We start from the raw sequence: 22,205 nt of genomic DNA on the forward strand, positions 1-22,205 counted from the left end.
TCGCCCTTTCGCCTGTGGCGAAACCTGCGTTAGTGTGTGTATGTCGACAATCATCGGAATACGCAACTTACAGACGAACCGGCAGGGTGCGCAGGCTTTTCCGATGGGTATGAGGTAATAGGTCGAGCTAGGAGGCTGGACAGATGGGATTGAAACTCGTCCGTGTAATCGCGGGCCTGTGCATGGCAGGGATGGCCACTACGGCAACCGCTCAGCAGGCGTCAAGCACCAACCGTGTGGCAGCCAAAACCGATTGGAGCGTGTTCGTCGAAGACGATCCCACCGAATGCTGGAGCGTGTCTGCACCCAAGGAAACCGTCAACACACGCGGTGGCCGGGTGGTCTCGGTCCGCCGCAGCGATATCCTGCTGTTCGTGTTCTATCGTCCCAACGCCGAGGTGAAGGGGCAAGTGACCTTTACCGGCGGCTATCCGTTCGCGGCAGGCTCAACCGTCAATCTTGAAATCGACGGGACCGAGTTTGAACTGATCACCGAAGGCGAATGGGCCTGGCCTGCAACCGAAGGCGAAGACCTCAAGGTGGTTGCAGCGATGAAGCGGGGCACTGAGGCTGTTCTGACCGCCCGGTCCGAGCGTGGGACGCAGACCAAGGACACATTCTCGTTGCTGGGTTTCACGGCAGCGATCGAAGACGCCGAGAAACGCTGCACAAACTGATACGTATCTGAAGACACGCGAGACCCCGTCATTTGGCGGGGTTTTCTTTTTTTTGAAGCGCCAAGTGTCGGCTTTACGCCACGTCTGTCTGCAAGTTTGATCCGTATCAAAGCGAGCCTCCGACATTTTTGAACTAATTAGTTCAGCTGAATAGAAGGAGCTTACGAATGCTGAATAAGCCTATTGTTGCGCTGATGATGGCAGTCGCCGTGTTGTTGAGCGCGTGTGAAAAAGATTCTGAAACCTACCCCGTATCCGGTGAGCAATGTGGGCCAGAGGATCCGGTAAAAACTTTGGATGCAGCAGATTGCGATATCCTGCCAGCGGGCATCTGAAGCGGCTTACCTGATAGCATTGATTTCGGCCGCATCGGCGTTGACGGTGCGGCCAATCTGTATTTGGGGCGCAGTAGTTCGCGTGCTACCGTCGGCAGTGGGAACCTCTGGCAGGAGCGAGTTATGCGGTATGTATTGATCACATTGTTGTTTTCCTCTGCGGCACTGGCAGACCCAACGTTGGAATGTTCAGACGCAAGTTCTCAGGTGGAAATTGGGGCGTGTGTTGGCGAGATGGAAGATCGGGTCAGTCTGGCGCTGGAGGAGAGCTACGGATTTGCCATGCAATCGGCCAAAGAGTTGGACGAGATCACCGAGCGGGTGGTGGCGCAGCCCGCCTTGGAAGCTTCGCAATCAGCCTGGGCAAGCTACCGCGATGCGCAGTGCGAAGCGGTGGGCGCTTCCTATGGCGGAGGGTCCGGTACTGGCATCGCCATCACCGCGTGCCGGGTCGATCTGGGACGCGCGCGTGTGGACGAGTTGCTGCGCTTTGCGAATTGATTGATACGATTCCTTTTGATCTTTGCTAGCGATCCTATATAGAGGCGCATCCCAAGCCAGAATCCGTTGAGATAACCACATGTCGCCCAAAGCGCCGATCACTCAAGATGTCATGACCATCCCCCGCAAATTGCCCGAGGGGAAGACTAACCTTGTCGGCCTGACCCGCGCCCAGCTGCGTGAGGTTTTGATCGAACATGGCACGCCGGAAAAGCAGGCCAAGATGCGCACCGGTCAGATCTGGCAATGGATTTATCAATGGGGTGTGCGCGACTTTGCCGAGATGACCAATCTGGCCAAGGCCTATCGCGCACAACTGGCCAAAAACTTCGTGATCGAAATCCCTGAGGTTGTTACGCGTCAGGTGTCCGAGGACGGCACCCGCAAATACCTGTGCCGTATCGCGGGCGGGCACGAGGTTGAGGTCGTGTACATCCCCGAAGAAGATCGCGGCACGCTGTGCATCTCGTCTCAGGTGGGTTGCACGCTGACCTGTTCTTTCTGCCACACCGGCACGCAGAAACTGGTGCGCAACCTGACCGCGGCCGAGATTGTCGGTCAGGTCATGATGGCGCGCGACGATCTTGAGGAATGGCCGGTTCCCGGCGCGCCCAAGGACGAAACCCGTCTGCTGTCGAACATCGTTCTGATGGGCATGGGTGAGCCGCTGTATAATTTCGAAAACGTCCGCGACGCGATGAAGATCGCCATGGATCCCGAGGGGATTTCCCTGTCGCGCCGCCGCATCACCCTGTCGACCTCGGGTGTTGTGCCTGAAATCGCGCGCACGGCTGAGGAAATCGGTTGTCTGCTGGCGATCTCGTTCCATGCCACCACGGATGAAACCCGTGACGTGTTGGTGCCGATCAACAAGCGCTGGAATATCGAGGAACTGCTGGGTGCGCTGGCCAGTTACCCGAACGCATCGAATTCCGAACGGATCACCTTTGAATATGTGATGCTGGATGGCGTGAACGACAGAGACGAGGATGCGCATCGCCTGATCGACCATATCAAGCGTCATAACATCCCGGCCAAGATCAACCTGATCCCGTTCAATGAATGGCCGGGCGCGCCGTACAAGCGCAGCTCGAACAATCGCATCCGGGCCTTTGCGAATATCATTTACCAGGCGGGTTACGCCTCACCCATCCGTAAGACGCGGGGCGAGGATATCATGGCGGCTTGTGGTCAATTGAAATCGGCCACGGAACGCGCCCGAAAATCGCGCAAACAGATCGAGGCCGAAGCCGGGGTGAAAAGCTGAGGCGTGTTATTGTCGCCAAGTGGTCGACAATAAATAAATTCTCGCCTTGCTGTTCTTTGCATTCGAAATTTGGTATGTTTTAAGCGTCGGGGCTGGATCGGCGCATGTCACTCTTGCGCACAAAGCGGTGAAAGCCGTGGTCTGGCCGTGGCGCGTTTGTTCAGGGCCGCTATCTTATTTCAAACATGATAGGCGGCGTTCAGGCGAACCTTAAGAAACAGGTAGGCCATCCATATGTTTTTACGATTTAAACGTGTGTTTTCAATCTCACTGACAGTGCTGTCAATTTCGGGGTTGTCCGCAACCGACGGGTTTGCGCAATCAACTGGTGAGGACGCGCATATTGCCATCGAGAATCCAGCGGATTTGTCCAAGGAGGAAGCATTGCGCATCTATGAATCCCTGCAGCGGCGCATGGCGCGGGGTTATGGCGCTGCACAGCTGGATTTGCTCCTGAATTATCAGAACTGGCCATTGTTCAACGATGCGCCCTATATCTCGGCCACCCATGGTCAGCGGTATGTGAACAGCTATGCTAATCGTATGGCCCATAACTACGGAACGCTGGCCGAGGGGGAAAAGCTGCCCAAAGGCTCGGTTTTGGCCAAGGACAGCGTGACCGTCACGGATGAAGGCAATATCCATCCCGGCGCTTTGTTCGTAATGGAAAAGCTGGCCCAAGGCGAAAGCCCCGACACGGGTGACTGGCGTTATATCATGGTGATGCCAGACGGATCGCTGTTCGGGGACACGATGGGTGCGCGCGCAAATTCGGTCGCCTATTGCCATGATTGCCACGAGGCGGTCGCTGACCGGGACTACACCTTTTTCGTGCCCGAAGAATACATCGTCGGCAATTGATCAACTGCGCTTGAGGCGGGCGGCTCCGATCACCTCGATCAGGGTCTGACGCACGGGTTCGGGCTGCGCCTCAACCGCGTTCAGCACCTCGCGCAGTTCTGCGCGCAGGCCGTGCATCTGGTCGATCAGCGAAATCATCATCGATAGCGCGTCGGGTTCCATCTCGTATTGCTCATGCAATTCGCAGGCCAGTTCCAGACGGGCGACGTCGAGGCTGTGATAGACCAAGCCCTGATCAGTTTGTTCGGGGATCACGATCTCGGCGGCCAAGTATTCGGTCAACCGGGTCGAGGTCAGGCGGGTGACGGTTGCGATCAGCTGCTCTTCGGTCAGAGTGCGGGTCATGACGGCATTCCTTTACGCGGATCATAGCTTTGGCTCTCGCGCCATGTCTCCATGAATTGCTTTAGGTCTTCGTCGATCTGTCCGGGCATCGCGATGGTCAGTTCGATCAGCTGATCGCCGCGCTCGGTTGAGCCGCGTTTCTTAACCCCTTTGCCGCGCAGGCGCAGTGTCTTGCCGCTGCTGGTGCCCGCAGGAACGCTGACGTTAACGCCACCGTCGATGGTGGGTGCAGGGACCTTGCCGCCCAGAATGGCCTCATCAATCGTGATCGGCAGAGTGATATGTATGTCGTCGCCCTGACGATCGAAGACGGGGTGTTTGGCAACCGAGACGGTCACTAGAGCATCACCCGGCGGTCCGTCGCCAAAGCCCGGATCGCCTTTGCCGCGCAGGCGAATGGTTTGGCCGTCGGTGATGCCAGCGGGAATCTTGACCTCGATCCGGTCGCCATCGGGCAGGGTCAGTTTCTGGCTGGCCCCAAAAACCGCATCCAGAAAACTGATTTGCAGGCTGTAGCCTCGATTGTGCCCCGGCGCGTGGAATTCATGGGTGCGCTGGCCGTATCCGCCACGGCCCCGCATGAACTCGGCAAAGATGTCCGACATGTCATCGGGGTCTGCAGCCTGTCCCCGATAAGGGTTCCCGGCGGCCTCGGCGTAGTCGCGATAATAATGCTGCTGCGGGCGTTCCTGACCCGAGGCGTCAATCTCACCATTGTCGAATTGCGCCCGCTTTTCGGGGTCTTTGAGCAAGTCGTAAGCGGCGGCTGCCGCCTTAAACTTGGCTTCGGCCTCGGCATCGCCGGGCTTTAGATCCGGGTGGCATTCCTTGGCGATACGCCGATAAGCCTTTTTGATTTCGGCGGCGCTGGCGTCTTTGGCGACACCAAGGGCGGAATAGGGATCGTCGCTCATCTCACCTCTCGCGGGTCGGGCTGAACAGGTTGGTTTTATCATGCGATTTCAAGGACCCAAAAGGAAGAGGCTTTTGAAACCGCTCGCAAAACCCCGAAAGTCTGCTAACATATGCACGTTTCGAATTATTTTCTGACGGAGACCCCCATGACGCGCAGAATCAAATCCGCCTTGGCCCTGCTGGCCGGCAATGCCATCGGGTTGCTACTGGCCACGCTGCTGCTGTCAGGGTTTGCGATCAAGCCGATCTCTTTCATCGTCGTGGTGATCGTCTTTACGCTGGTGCAGGTGGTGGCCGAGCCGCTGATCTTGAAGCTGGGCGAGAAAAAAGCACCCGCGCTGAAAGGCGGCATCGCGCTGATCGTTACCTTTGTGGGCTTGCTAATAACCGATCTTGTCACTGCCGGGTTGACGGTTGGAGGTATCTCAAACCTGTTGGCGGCCACGCTTCTGGTCTGGCTGGGGGCGCTGCTCGCCAGCATAGTGCTGCCGATCTATGTGTTTACAGAATTGCGTGAGCCCAAGAAGAAATCATAGCGCGTTCAGGCTGATTTCAATCGCCTGCCACAGTTCCTCGACCGGTTCACAGCCGACAGACAGGCGGACGAAGGCGGGGTCGACATCGTCGCCCCAGCGCGCGCGGCGTTCTGCTGAACTGTGGACGCCACCAAAGGAGGTTGCGGGACGCAACATCGGGCAGGCGTTGATAAAGGCCTCGGCCCTGGCCTCGGTCTCAAGCGTGATCGACAGCAGGAACCCAAACCGCGACGTCTGTGCTGTGGCCAGCGCATGCGATGGATCGCTAGGCAGACCGGGATAGCGGATTTGCCGGACCGTCGAGTGAACGGCCAACCGTTCGGCCAGCTCCTGCGCCGAGGAACACATACGGTCGAACCGCACATCCAGCGTTTCCAGTCCGCGATGCAACAGCCAAGCCTCATGCGGGCCGGGGATCGCCCCAGAAACGCGGCGCCATTCTTCTATCCGTTCCATAATCTGTGCATTGCGGCTGGCCACGTGGCCCATCAACAGGTCGGAATGCCCACCCATGGCTTTCGTATCCGAGGCCACAACCACGTCGATGCCCATATCCAGCGGGCGCTGGCCCAGCGGGGTCAGGGTCGTGTTATCAGCAATCGTGATCCCGCCCGCTGCACGAACCGCAGTGGCGATAGCAGGCAGGTCCAGCATGTCCAGACCGGGGTTCGAGGGGCTTTCGACAAAAACCACATCAAAGCCGTCAAACCCGCCCTCGTTAAAGGTGGTCGTCGGGCGTTCGGTGACCGTTACACCCAGCCCGGACAGGAACTGATCGGCCAGCACGCGCGTGACATAGTACCCATCCGACGGAATCAGCAGGTGCGACCCGGCCTTCAGGGTTGCAAACAATGCGGCTGAAATTGCCCCCATGCCAGACGGAAAAGTCAGGCAGGGCGCACCTTCAAGATGGGCCAGCACATGTTCCAGATGCTCCCAAGTGGGGTTGTCGACTCGGCCGTATGTGGGCAGGCCGTCCGTCACGCCCGGCAGATGATACATACTGCTTTGAGTCAGCGGCAGCGTCACCGGCTCACCCGCGTTCAAGGCATTGCCGCGCAGGTGCAGCATCTCTCCGGTCTTCGGGGCCATGGTTCAGCGCCCCGGTATTTCGTCGCGGGGCGGGGCGGGTTCCCAGTTCTCGATGATCTCGACCGCCTCTTGCGCCGTGTCGACAAACCGGAACAGATCCAGGTCTTCGTCCGAGATGGTGCCCGCGTCCGCAAGCGCCTCCCAGTTGATAACCTTTTCCCAGAACTCGCGGCCAAACAACAGGAAGGGCACGCGCTCCATCCGACCGGTTTGGATCAGGGTCAGGGATTCGAACAGCTCATCCATGGTTCCGAACCCGCCGGGAAAGATAGTGATGGCGCGGGCGCGCATCAGGAAATGCATCTTGCGGATGGCGAAATAGTGGAAGTTGAAGCTGAGCTCGGGGGTCACGTATTCGTTCGGCGCTTGTTCGTGCGGCAACACGATGTTCAGGCCGATGGAACAGCCGCCCGCATCCTGCGCGCCGCGATTCCCCGCCTCCATCACGCCGGGGCCACCGCCGGTGACGATGACGTTCTCGCGGCAGCCGGTTTCATTGGATTTCTCGGTCATCAGCCGGGCGAATTCGCGGGCCTCGTCATAGTACTCCGACAGGTTGGCCAGCGTCTGGGTCCGGGCGGTGTGTTTCTGCGACGGCTCGGGAATGCGCGCACCGCCGAACATGACGATGGTCGAGGTGATCTCACGCTCGGTCATGAGCATCTCGGGTTTCAGCAGTTCCAGCTGCAGGCGAACCGGGCGCAGCTCATCCCGGCACAGGAAATCGTCATCGGCAAAGGCAAGGCGATACGCGGGTGAGCGCGTTTGCGGCGTGTCCGGTACCTCACTCGCGGTCGAGCGGTCGGTCTGCGCGTCGCGGAAAGGGCTGAGGCGGTCTTCTCTCATGAGTGATGGTTCCCTGCTTGCGTGTTCTTGAAACAGCTATAGGGTTCGCGGGCAGAGTGCCAGTCACGGAAGAACAAGAATGAATTGGAAGAGTGAAATATTGGCGGCCGCCGACAGGATCAACGGTTATGCGCAGGTGACGCCGGTGATGGAAAGCCGGGCCTTGGGGTTGGGTTACCCGGTTGAGATGAAGCTGGAACACCTGCAGCATACCGGCAGTTTCAAGGCGCGCGGGGCGTTCAATACATTGCTGAGCCAGGATGTGCCCAAGGCGGGTATCGTTGCAGCGTCTGGCGGCAATCATGGTGCGGCGGCGGCCTTTGCAGCGCGCGCATTGGGGTATCCGGCAAAGATTTTCGTGCCGGAAATGGCAGGGCCGTCGAAAATCACGCTGATCGAACGGACCGGTGCGGATCTGAGCGTCGTGCCGGGCGAATACGCTAACGCGCTGACCGGGGCGCAAGCGCATGAGGATGCAACAGGTGCGATGCAAATCCACGCCTATGACGCGCCCGCAACCGTTGCCGGGCAGGGCACCTGTTTCGCAGAATGGGAGGCGCAGGGTCTGCAGGCCGACACGGTTTTGATTGCCGTCGGCGGCGGCGGATTGATTGCAGGCGCACTGGGCTGGTTGCAGGGCGCGCGCAAGGTTGTGGCGGTCGAACCCGAGACATCATGCGCGTTGAACGCATCCCTTCAAGCCGGAGAGCCGGTGGATGTCACCGTTTCGGGTATCGCCGCCAATGCGCTGGGCGCGCGGCGGATCGGGTCGATCTGTTTCGGACTGGCGCAGGGGCTGGCATCGGTTCTGGTCAATGACGAGGCCATCGCCGAAGCCCAGCAGGTTCTTTGGCGCTCGCATCGGATTCTGGTAGAGCCAGCGGGCGCGACCGCATTGGCTGCGCTGCTGTCTGGTGCCTATCAGCCGGAACCCAATGAGCGTGTGGCGGTGCTGGTTTGTGGTGGGAACCTCTCGCCGGACCCATTGAACGGCTGAAACTGCAGCAATCAGCCGCAAAGCGCGCATTCTGCGTCGCATTGCGGCCTGTCCCCTGCTTGCGTATAGGCAACACCAACGTGAACAGATTCTGCAGGGAGCCGCCAAATGTCCAACGCGCAACTGGAAGCCGCTATCGAAGCCGCCTGGGAGGCACGCGATACCATCACCCCCGCCACCTCTGGCGAACAACGCGAAGCGATCGAAGATACGCTGAACGCGCTGGACAGCGGTTCGCTGCGTGTGGCCGAAAAGATGGACAGCGGCGACTGGCATGTGAACCAGTGGGCCAAAAAGGCGGTTCTGCTGGGCTTCCGCATCAAGGACATGGAGATTCAGTCGGGCGGTCCGCAGGCCGGCGGCTGGTGGGACAAAGTGGACAGCAAATTCGCGGGTTGGGGCGAGGATCAGTGGCGCACCGCCGGGTTCCGCGCCGTGCCGAACTGCGTGGTTCGCAAATCCGCCTATGTCGCGCCCGGCGTGGTGCTGATGCCGTCTTTCGTGAACCTAGGCGCTTATGTCGACGAGGGCACCATGGTCGACACCTGGGCCACCGTGGGGTCCTGCGCACAGATCGGCAAGAATGTACACCTGTCGGGTGGCGTCGGCATCGGTGGTGTGTTGGAACCGATGCAGGCAGGCCCCACCATCATCGAAGACAATTGCTTTATCGGCGCGCGCTCTGAGGTGGTCGAAGGCTGCATCGTTCGCGAAGGCTCGGTTCTGGGCATGGGTGTGTTCATCGGCAGGTCGACCAAGATCGTTGACCGCGAAACCGGCGAGGTCACATATGGCGAAGTGCCGCCCTATTCGGTGGTTGTTGCCGGATCGATGCCATCAAAGAACAATATCAGCCTGTACTGCGCGGTGATCGTGAAACGTGTGGATGAAAAGACCCGCTCGAAAACCGGGATCAATGAATTGTTGCGGGACTAACAGGTAAGAAAAAAGATAATGCCCGAACCACGTTCGGGCATTTCATTTGTTTAAGCTCGGTTATCGAGCGATCTGATTGTTGGCGTCCGCGAGCTATATTCTCGTCATCTGACCAACACCAGATAAGCTTAGTTAGCGATCTTCGCCTGGACGTTCGACTGCGCTGCCATTTTCTTCGCCGCTAGTGTAGCCACTGCCGTTGGATTCACCGTCGTCTCCGCCGCCGGATTCACCGCCGTCATTGGGTTCACTGCCGTCATCGCCGTCATTGGGTTCACTGCCGTCATCGCCATCGTTGGGTTCACTGCCATCGTCACCGCCGGATTCACCGCCGTCATTGGGTTCACTGCCGTCATCGCCACCACCGGAACTGTCGCCGTCATCGCCGCCACCGGAGCTGTCGCCTTCATCGCCGCCACCGGAGCTGTCGCCTTCATCGCCGCCACCGGAGCTGTCGCCTTCATCGCCGCCACCGGAGCTGTCGCCTTCATCGCCGCCACCGGAGCTGTCGCCTTCTTCGCCGCCGCCGGAGCTGTCGCCTTCTTCGCCGCCGCCGGAGCTGTCGCCTTCATCGCCGCCACCGGAGCTGTCGCCTTCATCGCCGCCGCCGGAACCGCCACCTTCTTCGCCGCCGCCGCTGGCTTCAGCTTGCACAGAGTTGGTGGATGCGATTGTCACAACAAAAGCTGCGGGAGCCAGAGCTAGAACGGACACACTTGCCACGGTAGTTAGGAGTTTAGACAAAGTACTCATTGAACTTTCCTTTGTTAAAAAATTGCGACCAATAGTGTTGGGTATTCTAAATTTCGCATGCCATACCTCGTATCGACCTAAAGATGTGGCGCTGCCGTAAGCTAATTTCCGCGCAAATAAACCCGGGCTGTCGGCGAAATTGTACCGATTTCAACCATGCGGATTCTCAATAATATTCCTGTCAATCCAGTGGGGAAATTTTTGCTAGTAACGTGTGTCAATTTTGCATGAAGGCGGAAGCCTGTTGGCTTTGATGCAACGTATTTCGGTTGCCCACAAATCGAATCAGGTCTTGCTGCCGGATCGTTCTATCAGTTGACCATGCCTTGTTGCGCCCGTAATGCAGGCGCCATGGAAAAGCAAAAGAAACCCTCGCGTCAGCAAGTCTATACCCTGCTTGTGCAGATCGGCCGCAAGGATGGCGATGGCCTGCCCGACGGCGCGACCGGCGCGGCGCTGATGTGTTTCGCCAGTGGCGTGGATGAGGCCGAAGCCGTGCGCGAGACCGTGGCGATCCTGAAACAGGCAGACACCGCGCCGCTGGACGTCACCGGCTATGGTACATTGGCCGAGCGAGAAGCACAGGGCCATGACATTGACGCCGACGAGCGCGCGCTGATGCAGCGGGCATTGGATGAAAACGCGGTCATAGTCGCGCAGATGACGCCGTTTTTCGGCGATGAGGAGCAGGGTTAGTTCCGAACCCCGAACCACTTGCGGTATATCTCGTCATAGGTGCCGTCTTCACGCAGCGACAGCAGCGCCTGATTGACGTCCTCGACCAAGGGTGATCCCGTCGGGAAGGCGATCCCGTAATTCTCTCGCAAGAACACGCCGCCGGTCACCGATGCGATCCGTCGTCCTTCGTGCGAGGCATAGTAAGACAGGATCGGCGCGTCAAAAACAACCGCGTCCAGCTCTTTGTCCTTGAAGGCGGTCAGCATCTCATCCAGACCGGAATATCCGGTAAACTCGATCTCGCGCCGGTTCAGGAAATTGGCGGCGGTCGAGTTCGAAATCGTGCCCACCTGTTTGCCATACAGATCGTTGACCGAATTCACGTTGCCGCTGATCGCATCCACCGTCATGACCGAGGTGATGCGCGCGGTAAAAACCGACACGATGAACAGGGATGACACCACCAGAACCACGCCCAGCACACGGCCAAACGGGGTGCGCGGCATGCGTTCTTCGAACCCGCCATTGACCACCAGGTTCAGCGCCCACCAGAAGGACGGGAACCATGCCTCATTCAATTTGCGGTCGAAATAGGGCTGCGAGCGGCGCTCGAACCCCCACATCAGCATGCCACCGCCCAACAGGATGGCAAAGGCCAGGCCAATGGCGATGAACAATTCGGTCGACAGCAACGCATGCAGCAGCGAGGGCCGGCGTGCGGCCTCGGACGGGACCATGATCTGCAAACCGGCCTCAAAGATCGGCTGGCTGAAATCCATCTGCGTTTCGCGCGCCGCGGTGATCGAGATGTTGGCGATGGCCAGATCGGCGGTACCGTCCTGCACTGCACCCAGCATGTCGCTGAACGCCTCGACCCGGTTGACCGAATAGTCCCAATCCAGCGACTGGGCCAGCGCCGCCAGCAGATCCATGGAAAAACCGGTCTGTGCCCCGTCTTCGACATAGGAAAACGGAGGGCGGGTCACGGTGGTGACGTCCAGTGTCTGCGCCTGGGCTTGTTGTGCAAGCGTGGCGAAGGTCAGGCAGATCAGTGCGAATAGGGCGCGTATCATCGTCAGTTTACCTGTTTGGCGCGGCTCTAACGCAATTTTGACGGGTGCGGCAAGGTAGTCGCGGGGTCAAGGTCCGTGTTTTATTGGGGTATCGGCGCGATACAAACAGAAAAAAGCCCGTGGAATCGGGCGTGCGGGGGTTGGCAATCGGCCCAATTCGTTGAATCTGTGCGCGAACCAGCGCCCGAATGAAGCAAAGAGGTCTCACCATGACAGATCCGGTAGAATTGACAGCGGACCTAATCCGTTGCCCATCGGTCACACCCGAAGAAGGTGGCGCGCTGGTGTTGTTGGAAAAGTTATTGTCGGATGCGGGGTTCGATTGCACGCGGGTCGATCGCGGGGGTGTCGCCAACCTGTTCGCGCGCTGGGGCAAAAAGGGCCATGCGCGCAGCTTTGGGTTCAATGGCCATACCGATGTTGTTCCGGTCGGGGATGAAGCCGCCTGGACCATGCTGCCCTTTGGGGCGGAAATCCGCGACGGCGTGATGTACGGGCGGGGGACGACCGACATGAAATCCGGCGTGGCGGCCTTTGCGGCAGCGGCGGTGGATTTCGTGCAAGATACGCCACCAGACGGTGCAGTCATTCTGGCCATCACCGGGGATGAAGAAGGTGATGCCGTGGACGGCACAACCGCGTTGCTGGATTACATGGACCGCGCCGATGAACGGATGTCGGTCTGTCTGGTCGGCGAACCGACCTGCCCGAACACGATGGGTGAGATGATGAAGATCGGGCGTCGTGGCTCGATGACGGCGTGGTTCACGGTGACCGGTGTACAGGGGCATTCGGCCTATCCGCATCGCGCCAAAAACCCGCTGCCTGCAATGGCGCGGCTGATGCACGACCTGGCCAGTCGTGAGTTGGATCAGGGCACGGATCATTTCGATGCCTCGACGCTGGCCGTTGTGAATATCGATACCGGAAATACAGCAACCAATGTGATCCCGGCGCAATGCCGTGGGGCAGTGAATATACGGTTCAACGATTTGCACTCGGGTGCAAGCCTAAGCGACTGGTTGCGGGCCGATGCGCAACGTGTGGCTAAGGCATATGACGTCGAGGTCGATATCAAGATCAAAATCTCGGGTGAAAGTTTTCTGACCCCGCCCGGCCCGCTCTCGGATCTGGTGGCGCAAGCGGTCGAGGCGGAAACGGGCCTGCGCCCCGAGATGTCCACGACCGGCGGTACTTCGGACGCGCGGTTTGTGAAAAACCACTGCCCGGTGGTCGAATTCGGCCTGGTCGGTCGCACGATGCATCAGGTGGATGAATGCGTCGAGGTGGCGCAGATCGACCAGCTCAAGGCGATCTACACGCGCATCCTGCGGGATTATTTCGCCTGATCCATGCAGCGGACTCTGGTAATCATGGTCAAAGAACCACACCCGGGGCGGGTGAAGACTCGTCTGGGTCGCGATATCGGCATGGTCGGTGCGGCCTGGTGGTTTCGGCATCAGACCCAGTCGTTGATCCGGCGGTTACGCGATCCGCGCTGGCAGATTGTCCTGGCGGTCTCCCCGGACCGCGAGGGGCTGAACAGCCGTATCTGGCCGGTGGATCTGCTGCGAGTGCCACAGGGGAACGGTGATCTGGGCGATCGCATGGGCCGGATGTTGCGGGACATGCCAAAAGGTCCGATCTGTTTAATTGGTGCAGATATTCCCGACATCACGCGGGGGCATATTGCGCGGGCGTTCAAGGCGCTGGGCTCGGCGCAAATGGTGTTCGGGCCTGCGCCGGACGGGGGCTACTGGCTGGTTGGCGCGCAACGCTATGGGGCTTTGCCCACGAACCTGTTCCGCGATGTCCGCTGGTCCACGGAACACGCACTGGCCGATACTCTGGCCTCAATCCCCGGAACGCGGGTGGCTTTTCTGGATTATCTTCGTGACGTGGACACGGTTGCCGATCTGAAACCCTGATCTTTTTTAGTCATGACGCCGTCGCATCCCCGTGATACGCCGGACTTATGACTCGCATCCCTACCAAGCAAGAGGTCCTCGATTGGATCTCGGCGAACCCCACCCTGACCTCGAAACGCGATATCGCCAAAGCCTTTGGCATCAAGGGTGCAGATCGAATTGATCTGAAGCGTATCCTCAAAGAACTTGAGGCCGAAGGGCATCTGGAAAAGCGCAAGCGCAGCTATCGTGACCCGGACCGGTTGCCGCCGGTCAGCGTGTTGCAAGTAAAGGCTCCGAATGCCGATGGTGACCTGTTCGCGCGCCCACTGGAATGGCATGGTGAAGGCGTTGAACCCATCGTTCTGATCGTTGCACGCGCCAGCGATCCGGCGCTGGGCGAGGGCGACCGCATTCTGGCTCGCCTGACGGTGGTACATGAAGAAGACCACAATTACGAAGCGCGCTTGATCCGACGTATCGGAACCAATCCGCGCAGGATCGTCGGTATCTTCCGCAAAAGCGCCGAAGGTGGACGGATCGTCCCCATCGACAAGACCGGCTCGACCGAATGGCTGGTGCATGACGGTGCGGTACTGGGCGCCAAGGATGGCGAACTGGTCGAGGCCGAACAGGCAGGCCCCAAGAACCGCATGGGTCTGCCGCGCGCCCGTATCGTCGAGCGGCTGGGTGACCCATCGGCACCCAAGGCGGTGTCGCTGATCGCGATCCACCAGCACGGTATCCCCGACGATTTCCCTGATAAGGTGATTGCCGAGGCCGATAAGGCCAAACCCGTCGGCCTGAAAGGGCGCGAAGACCTGCGGGACATGCCGCTGCTGACCATCGACCCCTCGGACGCGCGCGACCATGACGACGCCTGTTATGCGCACGCGGATGAGGACCCGAAAAACCCCGGCGGCCATGTGATCTGGGTCGCCATCGCGGATGTTGCTGCTTATGTGCAGCCGGGAACCGCACTGGATCGCGAGGCGCGAAAGCGTGGTAATTCCAGCTATTTCCCGGATCGTGTGGTGCCGATGTTGCCGGATCGCCTGTCCGGCGATCTGTGTTCGCTGCACGAAGGCGTTCCGCGCGCCTGTATCGCCGTACGGATGCAGATCGACGCAGACGGCAACAAGATCGAACACCGGTTTGTGCGGGGCCTTATGCGTTCGGCCGCTTCGCTGCACTATGCCGAGGTGCAGGACGCCATTGACGGTAACCCGAATGACCGCACCGGACCTTTGTTGGAAACTGTTCTGAAACCGCTCTACGCCGCTTATGCGGCCCTGAAGAAGGCGCGTGCCGAACGGCAGCCGCTGGAGCTGGACCTGCCGGAACGCAAGATCGTCCTCAGCGACGCGGGCGAAGTGACCAGCGTGGCGTTCCGCGACCGGTTGGACGCCCATAAGCTGATCGAGGAGTTCATGATCCTCGCCAATGTCGCCGCCGCCGAGACCCTGATTGCCAAGCGCCGCCCGCTGCTGTTCCGCGTGCATGAAGAGCCCGCGCCTGAGAAACTGGAAAGTCTGCGGGAAACGGCGCAGGCCGCCGGTCTTAATTTGGCCAAGGGCCAGGTTCTGCAAACCCGGCATCTGAATGCGCTGTTGAACGCCGCCGCCGGGACCGAGGATGCCGAGTTGATCAACCTCAGCACATTGCGGTCGATGGCGCAGGCGTATTACAACCCGGAAAACTTCGGGCATTTCGGGCTGGCGCTGCGGAACTATGCGCATTTCACCTCGCCCATTCGTCGCTATTCTGACCTGATCGTGCATCGGGCGCTGATCACGGCGCATGGTTGGGGTGACGACGGTCTGACCGAGGATGAAATCGCCAGGCTGGAAGAAACCGCCACCCATATTTCGGACACCGAGCGGCGTTCGATGATGGCCGAACGGGATACGACAGATCGCTACCTGGCTGCCTATCTCAGCGAGCGCGTAGGCAATGAGTTCAGTGGCCGTATTAGTGGTATCGCCCGGTTCGGGGCCTTTGTGAAAATGGACGAAACCGGTGCGGATGGTCTGGTGCCCGTCCGATCACTCGGGCGCGAATTCTTCCATTTCGACCGTGAGGCAGGAACGCTGATGGGATCGGACACCGGGCTGATCATCGCCATCGGACAGCGTGTCACCGTGCGTCTTGCCGCGGCGACGCCTGTGACCGGCGGTTTGGAACTGGAATTGTTGTCCATTGACGATCAGGCCCTGCCACGGGGACGCGGTGCGAAAGGGCGGCCAACCCGACGCAAAGCGGTTAGCAACAAGCGCAAGAAAGACAAGATCAAACGCAAGGTCGAACGCAAACGCCGTCAGAGGTGATAGGTCAGCGCCCGCGCAATCAGCCAGCCATGGCGCGTCGGGTCGATCTGCGCGGGGTCGTCAAACAACACGGCCCTGTTGCCATCCAGCCGATCCTCGCTGGGAAAGGCCGAGGTGAAATCACCCATCAACCGGCTTTGGCAATGCACATACAGTGCAAACTGCGCGGACTTATGCGTGCCGATCCGGATTGTTGAACCCTTTGGGGCCAGATAGGCGGGCTGACCCCAGCGCAGCGATTCCTGCAAAGGCTGCGCGTCGGGCAAGGACGCGGCGGTGTCAAAGATCAGGTCACGCAGGGCAAGCGCCCCGACACGAGCATCAATTGGCAGCGCGTCAAATGCGGTGGCAACTTTTGGATCGTCAAAGGGTGTCATCTCAGCAGCTTATTCGGTTTGGCCGGGCGCGTCAGGTATTTTGGTCTGAGTGCTTTGTGAATCTCTCACTTTGCGCTATCCTGAGGTTGAGCAGTAATCAGGAATTTCGGAATGCGTAAATGCGTAAGTGGCATCATAGCCGCTGCATTATGGGCATCCATTGTGCAGGCGGAATCCCACAATTCAGCGGATAGGTCACAGACCTTTCAGCTGGCCTCGGCTGATATAACCGTGTCCCTCCGACCGGTCGTGCGGCCTTCAGCTAAGGAGTATCGGGTGTCGACCGAAGGAAACGCGCGGTTTCAGGCGTGGCTGGGGGCGTTCCGCGAACGGGCAGAACAACAGGGCATTTCAGCCGCGACGCTTGACCGGGCGCTGGCGGGCCTGACCTATGATAAAAAAATCATCGAACGGGATCGCAATCAGGCCGAGTTTTCAAAACCGATCTGGGAGTATCTGGATGCCGCTGTGTCAGACACGCGGATCCGCAACGGCCGCGCGGGGCTGGAACGCCATCACGCAACCCTGACCCGGATCGAGGCGCAATATGGCGTCGAGAAAGAGGTTGTGACAGCAATCTGGGGGCTCGAGACAGCGTTCGGGACGTTTAGGGGCAGTGATCAGACCATCCGTTCGCTGGCGACACTCGCCTTTGACGCGCGGCGGGCGCAGTTCTTTGAAACTCAATTGATCGCGGCTTTGCGGATCGTTCAGGCCGGGGATATCAGTGCCGGGAATATGGTTGGCAGCTGGGCGGGCGCGATGGGTCATACACAGTTCATGCCGACCTCATACTTGGATCACGCGGTGGATTTCGATGGCGACGGGCGGCGCGATATCTGGTCCGAGGACCCGACCGATGCGCTGGCCTCTGCCGCCGCCTACCTAGCGCGGCACGGCTGGATCAAAGGTCAGCCTTGGGGTGTCGAAGTACGTTTGCCGCAAGGGTTCGACTATGCCGTGGCCAAGCGGGATTATACATTGATGCCCTCTGACTGGGCCGCGCGCGGCGTGTTGGGTCGCAATGGTACGCCGGTGCCGGATTACGGACAGGCGGCCATTCTATTGCCCGCCGGAGGGCAGGGCGTGGCGCTGATGATCTTCGACAATTTCGGCGTGATCGAGAAATACAACGGTGCCGACGCCTATGTGATCGGTATCGGCCATCTGTCCGACCGTCTGGCCGGCCAAGCGCCGTTTCAAGCCAACTGGCCGCGCGGTGACCGGGTGCTGAGTTTCACCGAGAAAAAGGAACTGCAATCCCGCCTGACTGAGGCTGGCTTTGATACGCAGGGCATCGACGGGCGCACCGGACCAAACACGACCGACGCCGTCCGCGCATATCAGTTGGCTCAGGGGCTGCTCCCGGATGGATATGCCAGTTTGAAGCTATTAGAGCAGTTGCGGTGATAACGAACGGGTCCTGTATAGTGTTTAGGTGTGTGGTGCGGACATTCTCTCAGTTTTTGGCTTTATGGGATGAGTAACCTCCCGACTACCGGCACTCACTACGATAGACGGGAGGTGGACCCAGCAGTTTAGCGGGTCGCGACGCCAGTAGAGGTAATAAAAAACCGGATCGCATTCACATATTTGAATCTAAGTTGCATCAAATCAAGTTTTTTATCGCGCGACAATTTTTGTTTTCCCGCGCGATGCAGTTGCAATGCTCGTGTGCTGAGCTTTGCTTAGCGCTGAAAACTGCTAGCACGCCTGACAGAGGCTGGAACTGATACACAGGGTATAGACACAGGCGAACCGAGCCAAACACGACCGGCGTTGTACGAACGTACCAACTGTGCCGAATTTACTGCCGGATGATTTCGTCAGCTTGAATATGCAAGGGCGGCTTCAAACACTAACGTCACTGAGGTGTCTTAGTCTGAATCTTATGGTCTCGGCCGCCATTTTGTTGTGACTACCCGCCACGTATATTGCCGGTAGCTTCATCAACCCCAAGTGTGCCTCAAATGATGAGGCCGCACTATGACCGAAGACACACCACAACCAGCGCAGTACTATGACAAACACGACATCTGGACGTTGGATCCAACGTCCACGGACAAAGAGGTCTATGATGTCTTTGCTACAGAAGTCGCCAAACTTGTTCAGTTGCTGGATGAAAACGAGCCACTCATGTCGCGGGATTTTTACGCACGACTTTTTGTGTCACTATTGGGGTTGTCCCGAGTTTTGGGAGAGTACGATGATAGCTGGAGCCGGAGTGTCTTTTCTCCGGACGAAATTTAGCTCTGTCACATATAACCTAATGAGGCAGAGCAAGACTCGGATCTTCAAAGCTAAGGGCGGTTGTTAATCCAACCGCCCCTTGCGTTTCGTAGTTACTCTGAACGCCGACCTATGCCGCCACCTTCATCAAGCCCTGCGCGATGATTTCGGCATGTGCCTCATCCAGCGACTTGTAAATCCGCACGAACATCTCGTCGATATCCGCAGGGGTCAGGATCAGCGGGGGTGAGATGATCATCCGGTCACCCACATGGCGCATGATCAGGTTGTTGGCAAAGCAGCGGTCGCGGCAGATATAGCCGACCGTGCCGGGGTCCGAGGCAAACTTAGCACGGCTGGCCTTGTCTGGCGTCAGCGCGATCGAGGCCATCATGCCGACGATTTTGGCCTCACCGACCAGCGGGTGATCGGCCAGCGCCTCCCATTTCTCTTTCAAATAGGGCGCGGCCACGTCGCGGACGTGTTCGACGATCTTCTCCTCTTCGAGGATGCGCAGATTTTCCAGCGCAACGGCCGCCGCGACCGGGTGGCCGGAATAGGTGTAGCCATGGTTGAACTCGGTGCCGCCGATAACCTTGGCGATCTCATCACTGACGATGGACCCCCCGATGGGCGCATAGCCCGAGCTGAGCCCCTTGGCGATGGTCATGATATCCGGTCGGATACCTACGGTTTCTGAGCCGAACCAGTTGCCCGTGCGGCCAAATCCGCAAATCACCTCATCCGCGATCAGTAGGATATCGTATTTATCGCAGATCCGCTGAACCTCGGGCCAGTAACTGTCGGGTGCCACGATCACGCCGCCCGCACCTTGCACGGGTTCGGCGATAAAGGCGGCGACGCGGTCCTCGCCCAGCTCCAGAATTGCGTCTTCCAACTCGCGCGCGCGGGCAAGGCCGAATTCCTCGGGGGTCATGGTGCCGCCTTCGACCCACCAGTTCGGTTGGTTAATGTGGTGGATGTTGGGGATCGGAATGCCGCCCTGCGCGTGCATCCCTGCCATACCCCCGAGAGACGCGGACCCCACGGACGAGCCGTGATAGGCGTTGTGGCGGCTAATGATGATGTTTTTATCGGGCTGGCCTTTTTCGGCCCAATAGGTGCGCACCAGACGGATGTTGGTGTCATTTGCCTCGGATCCGCCACCGGCGAAGAAGACGTGGTTCAGATCGCCCGGCGCCAGTTCTGCCAGTTTCGCGGCGAGCGCGATGACAGGCACATGTGTTGTTTTGAAGAAAGTGTTGTAATACGGCAGCTCGCGCATCTGGCGGGCGGCGACCTCGGCCAGCTCATCGCGACCATAGCCGATATTGACGCACCACAGACCGGCCATGGCGTCCAGAATCTCTTCGCCCTCGCTGTCGGTCAGATAGACGCCATTGGCGCGGGTGATGACGCGGGCGCCTTCCTGGCCAAGCGAACCATTGGCCGAGAACGGGTGCATGTGATGGGCAGCATCCAGCGCCTGCAATTCAGCGGTGGGCATGTGATTAGTTATGGTGGACATCCGGACGTCTCCTGCAAAAGCGGTTGGCATTTACAATATGATCAAATTTTTCCCTGTCAATCGAATCGCCAATTTCTAGCCGTCGGTCAGGGCGTCGGCCATCAGTTCCATCCCCTGTTCGATATCCTGAGCCGTGGCTTTTGCTGCCATTTTCGCATCTTTTGCGCGCAGCGCGGTGATAATGTCCTTATGCCGGTCCGGCAGACTTTGCGTGCCGAAACGGCCACAGACCACACGCAGAGACGGCCCGAATCTCAGCCAGAGCCGCTCGGTCAGATCAAGCAGAATTGGAGCGTCAGCGTAGGAATAGAGGGTTTCGTGAAACGTGTGGTTCAGATGCAGATAACCGCTGACGTCGCCGTCCGCGATTGTGCGGTCAAGCCGCTGATCGATTCGTTCAAGATTTTCGATATCCGCGCTGTTCATATTCGCAACTGCGCGGCTTGAAAGCTCTGATTCTATTGAAATTCTGGCAAATATCATCTGTTCGACATCTCCCGCCGACAACAGCGGTACGCTGACCCTGCGGTTGCCCTGAAACATCAATGCGCCATCCGAGATCAAGCGGCGAATCGCCTCACGCACGGGGGTCATTCCCACCCCCAGCGAATCAGTCAGCCCCTGTATCGTGACGGGCTGTCCCGGCACCAAGTCACCGAACATGATCTGCGCTTTTAGGGTTTGATAGACCTGTTCGTGCGCGGGTCGTTTTTCGGTCTCTACCTTCGCGCTGGATGCCTTATTTTTGATCAAATCCAATTGGTTTGCCCCGTTTCCAGTGATGATGTCTTGCCAGGTTTCAGGCCTCGTGAAACCATACGCGGGATCGAGGGAAAACGCAAAACTTGATCAAATCCAAAAAAACGGGATTATACCCGTACACTTGCAGGGAGAAGAAAATGACAATCAAAACGCTGACCATGACAGCGGTCATCGCGCTGGGGACTTCTGCGGCCTTTGCCGAAGAAGTGCGTGTTTACAACTGGTCCGACTATATCGATGAGGACCTGCTTGCGAAGTTCGAAGAAGAAACCGGCCTGACGCTGATCTACGACGTGTTCGACAGTAACGAGGTTCTTGAAACCAAGATGTTGGCCGGTGGTTCGGGGTATGACGTTGTGGTGCCGTCCGGAACATTCCTTCAGCGCCAGATACAGGCTGGTGCATTTCAGGAGTTGGATTCGTCCAAACTGTCCAACGCGGGCAACCTGTGGGACGTAATCCAGGAACGCACCGCGGGTTATGATCCCAGCAACGCGTATTCGATAAACTACATGTGGGGCACCACTGGACTCGGCGTGAACGTCGACAAAGTCAAAGAAGCGCTGGGTGATGACGTCGCCCTAAATAGCATGGATCTGGTGCTGAAGCCTGAGAACATGGAAAAGCTGGCCTCTTGTGGGGTTCACTTCCTAGACGCGCCAGCCGAGATGATACCAATGGCTTTGCAGTACATAGGCGAAGATCCTGATAGCCACGATCCTGACGTCATCAAGAAAGTCGAAGAGGTTCTGACTAGCGTCCGCCCTCACATCCAAAAGTTCCATAGTTCGGAATATATCAACGCATTGGCCAATGGAGATATATGCGTAGCCGTCGGCTGGTCGGGCGATATTCTTCAGGCACGCGATCGCGCAGCAGAGGCTGACAACGGTGTCAACATTGAATACCACCCATTTGCCGAAGGCTCGTTGATGTGGTTCGACCAGATGGCAATTCCGGCGGATGCTCCGAACCCAGAAGGTGCACACAAGTTCCTGGATTTTATTCTGGATGCCAATAACATGGCCGCTGCATCGAACTACGTTTACTATGCCAATGGCAACAAGGCGTCACAGGAGTTTCTTGTAGAAGACGTGATCGGTGATCCGGCGATCTATCCTGATGATGCTACCATGCAGAATCTCTACATCACGACGCCATACCCGTCGAAAACACAACGGGTGGTGACCCGTCTGTGGACCAAGATCAAATCGGGCACCTGACCGGTTATCTGCACAGGGCGGATTGGCCCGCCCTGTGCCA

At 58.6% G+C, this 22,205-nt stretch carries 24 protein-coding genes; 15 read left to right on the top strand and 9 right to left on the bottom strand.

The window, feature by feature from the left end; genetic code table 11:
- Nucleotides 1-143: 143 nt before the first annotated feature.
- From ACR0AJ_RS09700 to ACR0AJ_RS09720, 5 genes are all read left to right on the top strand, one after another.
- A complete protein-coding gene (locus tag ACR0AJ_RS09700) occupies nucleotides 144-677 on the top strand; it encodes an invasion associated locus B family protein (protein ID WP_170351115.1) in 534 nt (177 codons plus the stop codon).
- A 167-nt stretch (nucleotides 678-844) separates the two neighbouring features.
- Nucleotides 845-1,012: a hypothetical protein gene (locus ACR0AJ_RS09705; protein ID WP_170351114.1), complete on the top strand. Its 168-nt coding sequence runs from the start codon at nucleotides 845-847 to the stop codon at nucleotides 1,010-1,012.
- A 123-nt stretch (nucleotides 1,013-1,135) separates the two neighbouring features.
- A complete protein-coding gene (locus ACR0AJ_RS09710) occupies nucleotides 1,136-1,513 on the top strand; it encodes a lysozyme inhibitor LprI family protein (RefSeq protein ID WP_170351113.1) in 378 nt (125 codons plus the stop codon).
- Between the two features lie 79 nt (nucleotides 1,514-1,592).
- Nucleotides 1,593-2,780, top strand: coding sequence for a dual-specificity RNA methyltransferase RlmN (gene rlmN, locus ACR0AJ_RS09715; RefSeq protein WP_170351112.1), 1,188 nt, complete (start codon nucleotides 1,593-1,595; stop codon nucleotides 2,778-2,780).
- A 234-nt stretch (nucleotides 2,781-3,014) separates the two neighbouring features.
- A complete protein-coding gene (locus tag ACR0AJ_RS09720; RefSeq protein ID WP_170413991.1) occupies nucleotides 3,015-3,641 on the top strand; it encodes a cytochrome P460 family protein in 627 nt (208 codons plus the stop codon).
- Here ACR0AJ_RS09720 and ACR0AJ_RS09725 read toward each other — a convergent pair whose 3' ends face one another.
- Together ACR0AJ_RS09725 and ACR0AJ_RS09730 are read right to left on the bottom strand one after the other, a co-directional pair.
- Nucleotides 3,642-3,986 (bottom strand): hypothetical protein, encoded by a 345-nt coding sequence (locus ACR0AJ_RS09725; protein ID WP_170351110.1) that lies wholly within the window; start codon nucleotides 3,984-3,986, stop codon nucleotides 3,642-3,644.
- Nucleotides 3,983-4,900 (bottom strand): DnaJ C-terminal domain-containing protein, encoded by a 918-nt coding sequence (locus tag ACR0AJ_RS09730; protein ID WP_480740733.1) that lies wholly within the window; start codon nucleotides 4,898-4,900, stop codon nucleotides 3,983-3,985. Before ACR0AJ_RS09730 ends, ACR0AJ_RS09725 begins: the two co-directional genes overlap by 4 nt.
- A gap of 147 nt (nucleotides 4,901-5,047) precedes the next feature.
- On the opposite strand from ACR0AJ_RS09730, the gene ACR0AJ_RS09735 reads away from it, so the two are divergent.
- Nucleotides 5,048-5,437, top strand: coding sequence for a hypothetical protein (locus ACR0AJ_RS09735; RefSeq protein ID WP_170413985.1), 390 nt, complete (start codon nucleotides 5,048-5,050; stop codon nucleotides 5,435-5,437).
- Here the strand turns inward: ACR0AJ_RS09735 and ACR0AJ_RS09740 are convergent.
- Nucleotides 5,432-6,529 carry a cystathionine gamma-lyase gene (locus tag ACR0AJ_RS09740; RefSeq protein WP_170413982.1) on the bottom strand — a complete coding sequence of 366 codons (1,098 nt, stop codon included), beginning with the start codon at nucleotides 6,527-6,529 and terminating at the stop codon, nucleotides 5,432-5,434. The two genes, ACR0AJ_RS09735 and ACR0AJ_RS09740, sit on opposite strands and share 6 nt — an antisense overlap.
- Before the next feature lie 3 nt (nucleotides 6,530-6,532).
- Nucleotides 6,533-7,375, bottom strand: coding sequence for an LOG family protein (locus tag ACR0AJ_RS09745; protein WP_170351106.1), 843 nt, complete (start codon nucleotides 7,373-7,375; stop codon nucleotides 6,533-6,535).
- 79 nt (nucleotides 7,376-7,454) lie between these two features.
- On the opposite strand from ACR0AJ_RS09745, the gene ACR0AJ_RS09750 reads away from it, so the two are divergent.
- Nucleotides 7,455-8,372 (top strand): threonine/serine dehydratase, encoded by a 918-nt coding sequence (locus tag ACR0AJ_RS09750; RefSeq protein WP_480740735.1) that lies wholly within the window; start codon nucleotides 7,455-7,457, stop codon nucleotides 8,370-8,372.
- Between the two features lie 108 nt (nucleotides 8,373-8,480).
- Nucleotides 8,481-9,308, top strand: coding sequence for a 2,3,4,5-tetrahydropyridine-2,6-dicarboxylate N-succinyltransferase (dapD, locus tag ACR0AJ_RS09755; protein ID WP_170351104.1), 828 nt, complete (start codon nucleotides 8,481-8,483; stop codon nucleotides 9,306-9,308).
- Nucleotides 9,309-9,440: 132 nt separating this feature from the next.
- Here the strand turns inward: dapD and ACR0AJ_RS09760 are convergent, their stop codons facing one another.
- On the bottom strand, nucleotides 9,441-10,061 hold the full coding sequence (locus tag ACR0AJ_RS09760; protein WP_480656976.1) for a hypothetical protein: 621 nt from the start codon (nucleotides 10,059-10,061) through the stop codon (nucleotides 9,441-9,443).
- 351 nt (nucleotides 10,062-10,412) lie between these two features.
- Between ACR0AJ_RS09760 and ACR0AJ_RS09765 the strand changes: the two genes are divergently transcribed.
- Nucleotides 10,413-10,757 carry a hypothetical protein gene (locus tag ACR0AJ_RS09765; RefSeq protein WP_170351102.1) on the top strand — a complete coding sequence of 115 codons (345 nt, stop codon included), beginning with the start codon at nucleotides 10,413-10,415 and terminating at the stop codon, nucleotides 10,755-10,757.
- Here the strand turns inward: ACR0AJ_RS09765 and ACR0AJ_RS09770 are convergent.
- Nucleotides 10,754-11,812, bottom strand: coding sequence for a transporter substrate-binding domain-containing protein (locus ACR0AJ_RS09770; RefSeq protein WP_170351101.1), 1,059 nt, complete (start codon nucleotides 11,810-11,812; stop codon nucleotides 10,754-10,756). The genes ACR0AJ_RS09765 and ACR0AJ_RS09770 overlap by 4 nt on opposite strands.
- A 209-nt stretch (nucleotides 11,813-12,021) precedes the next feature.
- Here ACR0AJ_RS09770 and dapE point away from each other — a divergent pair, with 209 nt between their 5' ends.
- Genes dapE through rnr form a run of 3 tightly spaced genes read left to right on the top strand, consistent with a single transcriptional unit; the run spans nucleotide 12,022 to nucleotide 16,046 of the window.
- Nucleotides 12,022-13,161 carry a succinyl-diaminopimelate desuccinylase gene (dapE, locus tag ACR0AJ_RS09775; RefSeq protein WP_480740737.1) on the top strand — a complete coding sequence of 380 codons (1,140 nt, stop codon included), beginning with the start codon at nucleotides 12,022-12,024 and terminating at the stop codon, nucleotides 13,159-13,161.
- 3 nt (nucleotides 13,162-13,164) lie between these two features.
- Complete coding sequence (locus ACR0AJ_RS09780) at nucleotides 13,165-13,740, top strand: TIGR04282 family arsenosugar biosynthesis glycosyltransferase (protein ID WP_480740739.1); 576 nt, start codon at nucleotides 13,165-13,167, stop codon at nucleotides 13,738-13,740.
- A 47-nt stretch (nucleotides 13,741-13,787) separates the two neighbouring features.
- Nucleotides 13,788-16,046, top strand: coding sequence for a ribonuclease R (gene rnr / locus ACR0AJ_RS09785; protein WP_170378215.1), 2,259 nt, complete (start codon nucleotides 13,788-13,790; stop codon nucleotides 16,044-16,046).
- On the opposite strand, the gene ACR0AJ_RS09790 is transcribed toward rnr, so the two are convergent.
- A complete protein-coding gene (locus ACR0AJ_RS09790; protein WP_480740740.1) occupies nucleotides 16,037-16,423 on the bottom strand; it encodes a DUF1801 domain-containing protein in 387 nt (128 codons plus the stop codon). The genes rnr and ACR0AJ_RS09790 overlap by 10 nt on opposite strands.
- 111 nt (nucleotides 16,424-16,534) lie before the next feature.
- Between ACR0AJ_RS09790 and ACR0AJ_RS09795 the strand changes: the two genes are divergently transcribed.
- Both ACR0AJ_RS09795 and ACR0AJ_RS09800 read left to right on the top strand, forming a co-directional pair.
- Nucleotides 16,535-17,833, top strand: a complete 1,299-nt coding sequence (locus ACR0AJ_RS09795) for a lytic murein transglycosylase (RefSeq protein WP_480740742.1) — start codon at nucleotides 16,535-16,537, stop codon at nucleotides 17,831-17,833.
- 576 nt (nucleotides 17,834-18,409) lie between these two features.
- Nucleotides 18,410-18,673 carry a hypothetical protein gene (locus tag ACR0AJ_RS09800; protein WP_480740743.1) on the top strand — a complete coding sequence of 88 codons (264 nt, stop codon included), beginning with the start codon at nucleotides 18,410-18,412 and terminating at the stop codon, nucleotides 18,671-18,673.
- A 109-nt stretch (nucleotides 18,674-18,782) separates the two neighbouring features.
- Here ACR0AJ_RS09800 and ACR0AJ_RS09805 read toward each other — a convergent pair whose 3' ends face one another.
- Entirely contained in the window at nucleotides 18,783-20,180 is a 1,398-nt protein-coding gene (locus ACR0AJ_RS09805; protein ID WP_480690735.1) for an aspartate aminotransferase family protein, read from the bottom strand.
- A gap of 75 nt (nucleotides 20,181-20,255) precedes the next feature.
- Entirely contained in the window at nucleotides 20,256-20,939 is a 684-nt protein-coding gene (locus ACR0AJ_RS09810; protein ID WP_480663918.1) for a GntR family transcriptional regulator, read from the bottom strand.
- 140 nt (nucleotides 20,940-21,079) lie between these two features.
- On the opposite strand from ACR0AJ_RS09810, the gene ACR0AJ_RS09815 reads away from it, so the two are divergent.
- Nucleotides 21,080-22,165: a polyamine ABC transporter substrate-binding protein gene (locus ACR0AJ_RS09815; RefSeq protein ID WP_170351092.1), complete on the top strand. Its 1,086-nt coding sequence runs from the start codon at nucleotides 21,080-21,082 to the stop codon at nucleotides 22,163-22,165.
- The last annotated feature ends 40 nt before the right edge of the window (nucleotides 22,166-22,205 follow it).

The sequence above is a fragment of the Ruegeria sp. CJ9 genome (genome assembly GCF_056536625.1).

What these genes read in the sequence shown, in the direction of transcription:
- ACR0AJ_RS09700 (WP_170351115.1), top strand. Translation starts at nt 144, where the DNA reads ATGGGATTGAAACTCGTCCGTGTAATCGCGGGCCTGTGCATGGCAGGG.
- ACR0AJ_RS09705 (WP_170351114.1), top strand. Translation starts at nt 845, where the DNA reads ATGCTGAATAAGCCTATTGTTGCGCTGATGATGGCAGTCGCCGTGTTG.
- ACR0AJ_RS09710 (WP_170351113.1), top strand. Translation starts at nt 1,136, where the DNA reads ATGCGGTATGTATTGATCACATTGTTGTTTTCCTCTGCGGCACTGGCA.
- rlmN (WP_170351112.1), top strand. Translation starts at nt 1,593, where the DNA reads ATGTCGCCCAAAGCGCCGATCACTCAAGATGTCATGACCATCCCCCGC.
- ACR0AJ_RS09720 (WP_170413991.1), top strand. Translation starts at nt 3,015, where the DNA reads ATGTTTTTACGATTTAAACGTGTGTTTTCAATCTCACTGACAGTGCTG.
- ACR0AJ_RS09725 (WP_170351110.1), bottom strand. Translation starts at nt 3,986, where the DNA reads ATGACCCGCACTCTGACCGAAGAGCAGCTGATCGCAACCGTCACCCGC.
- ACR0AJ_RS09730 (WP_480740733.1), bottom strand. Translation starts at nt 4,900, where the DNA reads ATGAGCGACGATCCCTATTCCGCCCTTGGTGTCGCCAAAGACGCCAGC.
- ACR0AJ_RS09735 (WP_170413985.1), top strand. Translation starts at nt 5,048, where the DNA reads ATGACGCGCAGAATCAAATCCGCCTTGGCCCTGCTGGCCGGCAATGCC.
- ACR0AJ_RS09740 (WP_170413982.1), bottom strand. Translation starts at nt 6,529, where the DNA reads ATGGCCCCGAAGACCGGAGAGATGCTGCACCTGCGCGGCAATGCCTTG.
- ACR0AJ_RS09745 (WP_170351106.1), bottom strand. Translation starts at nt 7,375, where the DNA reads ATGAGAGAAGACCGCCTCAGCCCTTTCCGCGACGCGCAGACCGACCGC.
- ACR0AJ_RS09750 (WP_480740735.1), top strand. Translation starts at nt 7,455, where the DNA reads ATGAATTGGAAGAGTGAAATATTGGCGGCCGCCGACAGGATCAACGGT.
- dapD (WP_170351104.1), top strand. Translation starts at nt 8,481, where the DNA reads ATGTCCAACGCGCAACTGGAAGCCGCTATCGAAGCCGCCTGGGAGGCA.
- ACR0AJ_RS09760 (WP_480656976.1), bottom strand. Translation starts at nt 10,061, where the DNA reads ATGAGTACTTTGTCTAAACTCCTAACTACCGTGGCAAGTGTGTCCGTT.
- ACR0AJ_RS09765 (WP_170351102.1), top strand. Translation starts at nt 10,413, where the DNA reads ATGGAAAAGCAAAAGAAACCCTCGCGTCAGCAAGTCTATACCCTGCTT.
- ACR0AJ_RS09770 (WP_170351101.1), bottom strand. Translation starts at nt 11,812, where the DNA reads ATGATACGCGCCCTATTCGCACTGATCTGCCTGACCTTCGCCACGCTT.
- dapE (WP_480740737.1), top strand. Translation starts at nt 12,022, where the DNA reads ATGACAGATCCGGTAGAATTGACAGCGGACCTAATCCGTTGCCCATCG.
- ACR0AJ_RS09780 (WP_480740739.1), top strand. Translation starts at nt 13,165, where the DNA reads ATGCAGCGGACTCTGGTAATCATGGTCAAAGAACCACACCCGGGGCGG.
- rnr (WP_170378215.1), top strand. Translation starts at nt 13,788, where the DNA reads ATGACTCGCATCCCTACCAAGCAAGAGGTCCTCGATTGGATCTCGGCG.
- ACR0AJ_RS09790 (WP_480740740.1), bottom strand. Translation starts at nt 16,423, where the DNA reads ATGACACCCTTTGACGATCCAAAAGTTGCCACCGCATTTGACGCGCTG.
- ACR0AJ_RS09795 (WP_480740742.1), top strand. Translation starts at nt 16,535, where the DNA reads ATGCGTAAATGCGTAAGTGGCATCATAGCCGCTGCATTATGGGCATCC.
- ACR0AJ_RS09800 (WP_480740743.1), top strand. Translation starts at nt 18,410, where the DNA reads ATGACCGAAGACACACCACAACCAGCGCAGTACTATGACAAACACGAC.
- ACR0AJ_RS09805 (WP_480690735.1), bottom strand. Translation starts at nt 20,180, where the DNA reads ATGTCCACCATAACTAATCACATGCCCACCGCTGAATTGCAGGCGCTG.
- ACR0AJ_RS09815 (WP_170351092.1), top strand. Translation starts at nt 21,080, where the DNA reads ATGACAATCAAAACGCTGACCATGACAGCGGTCATCGCGCTGGGGACT.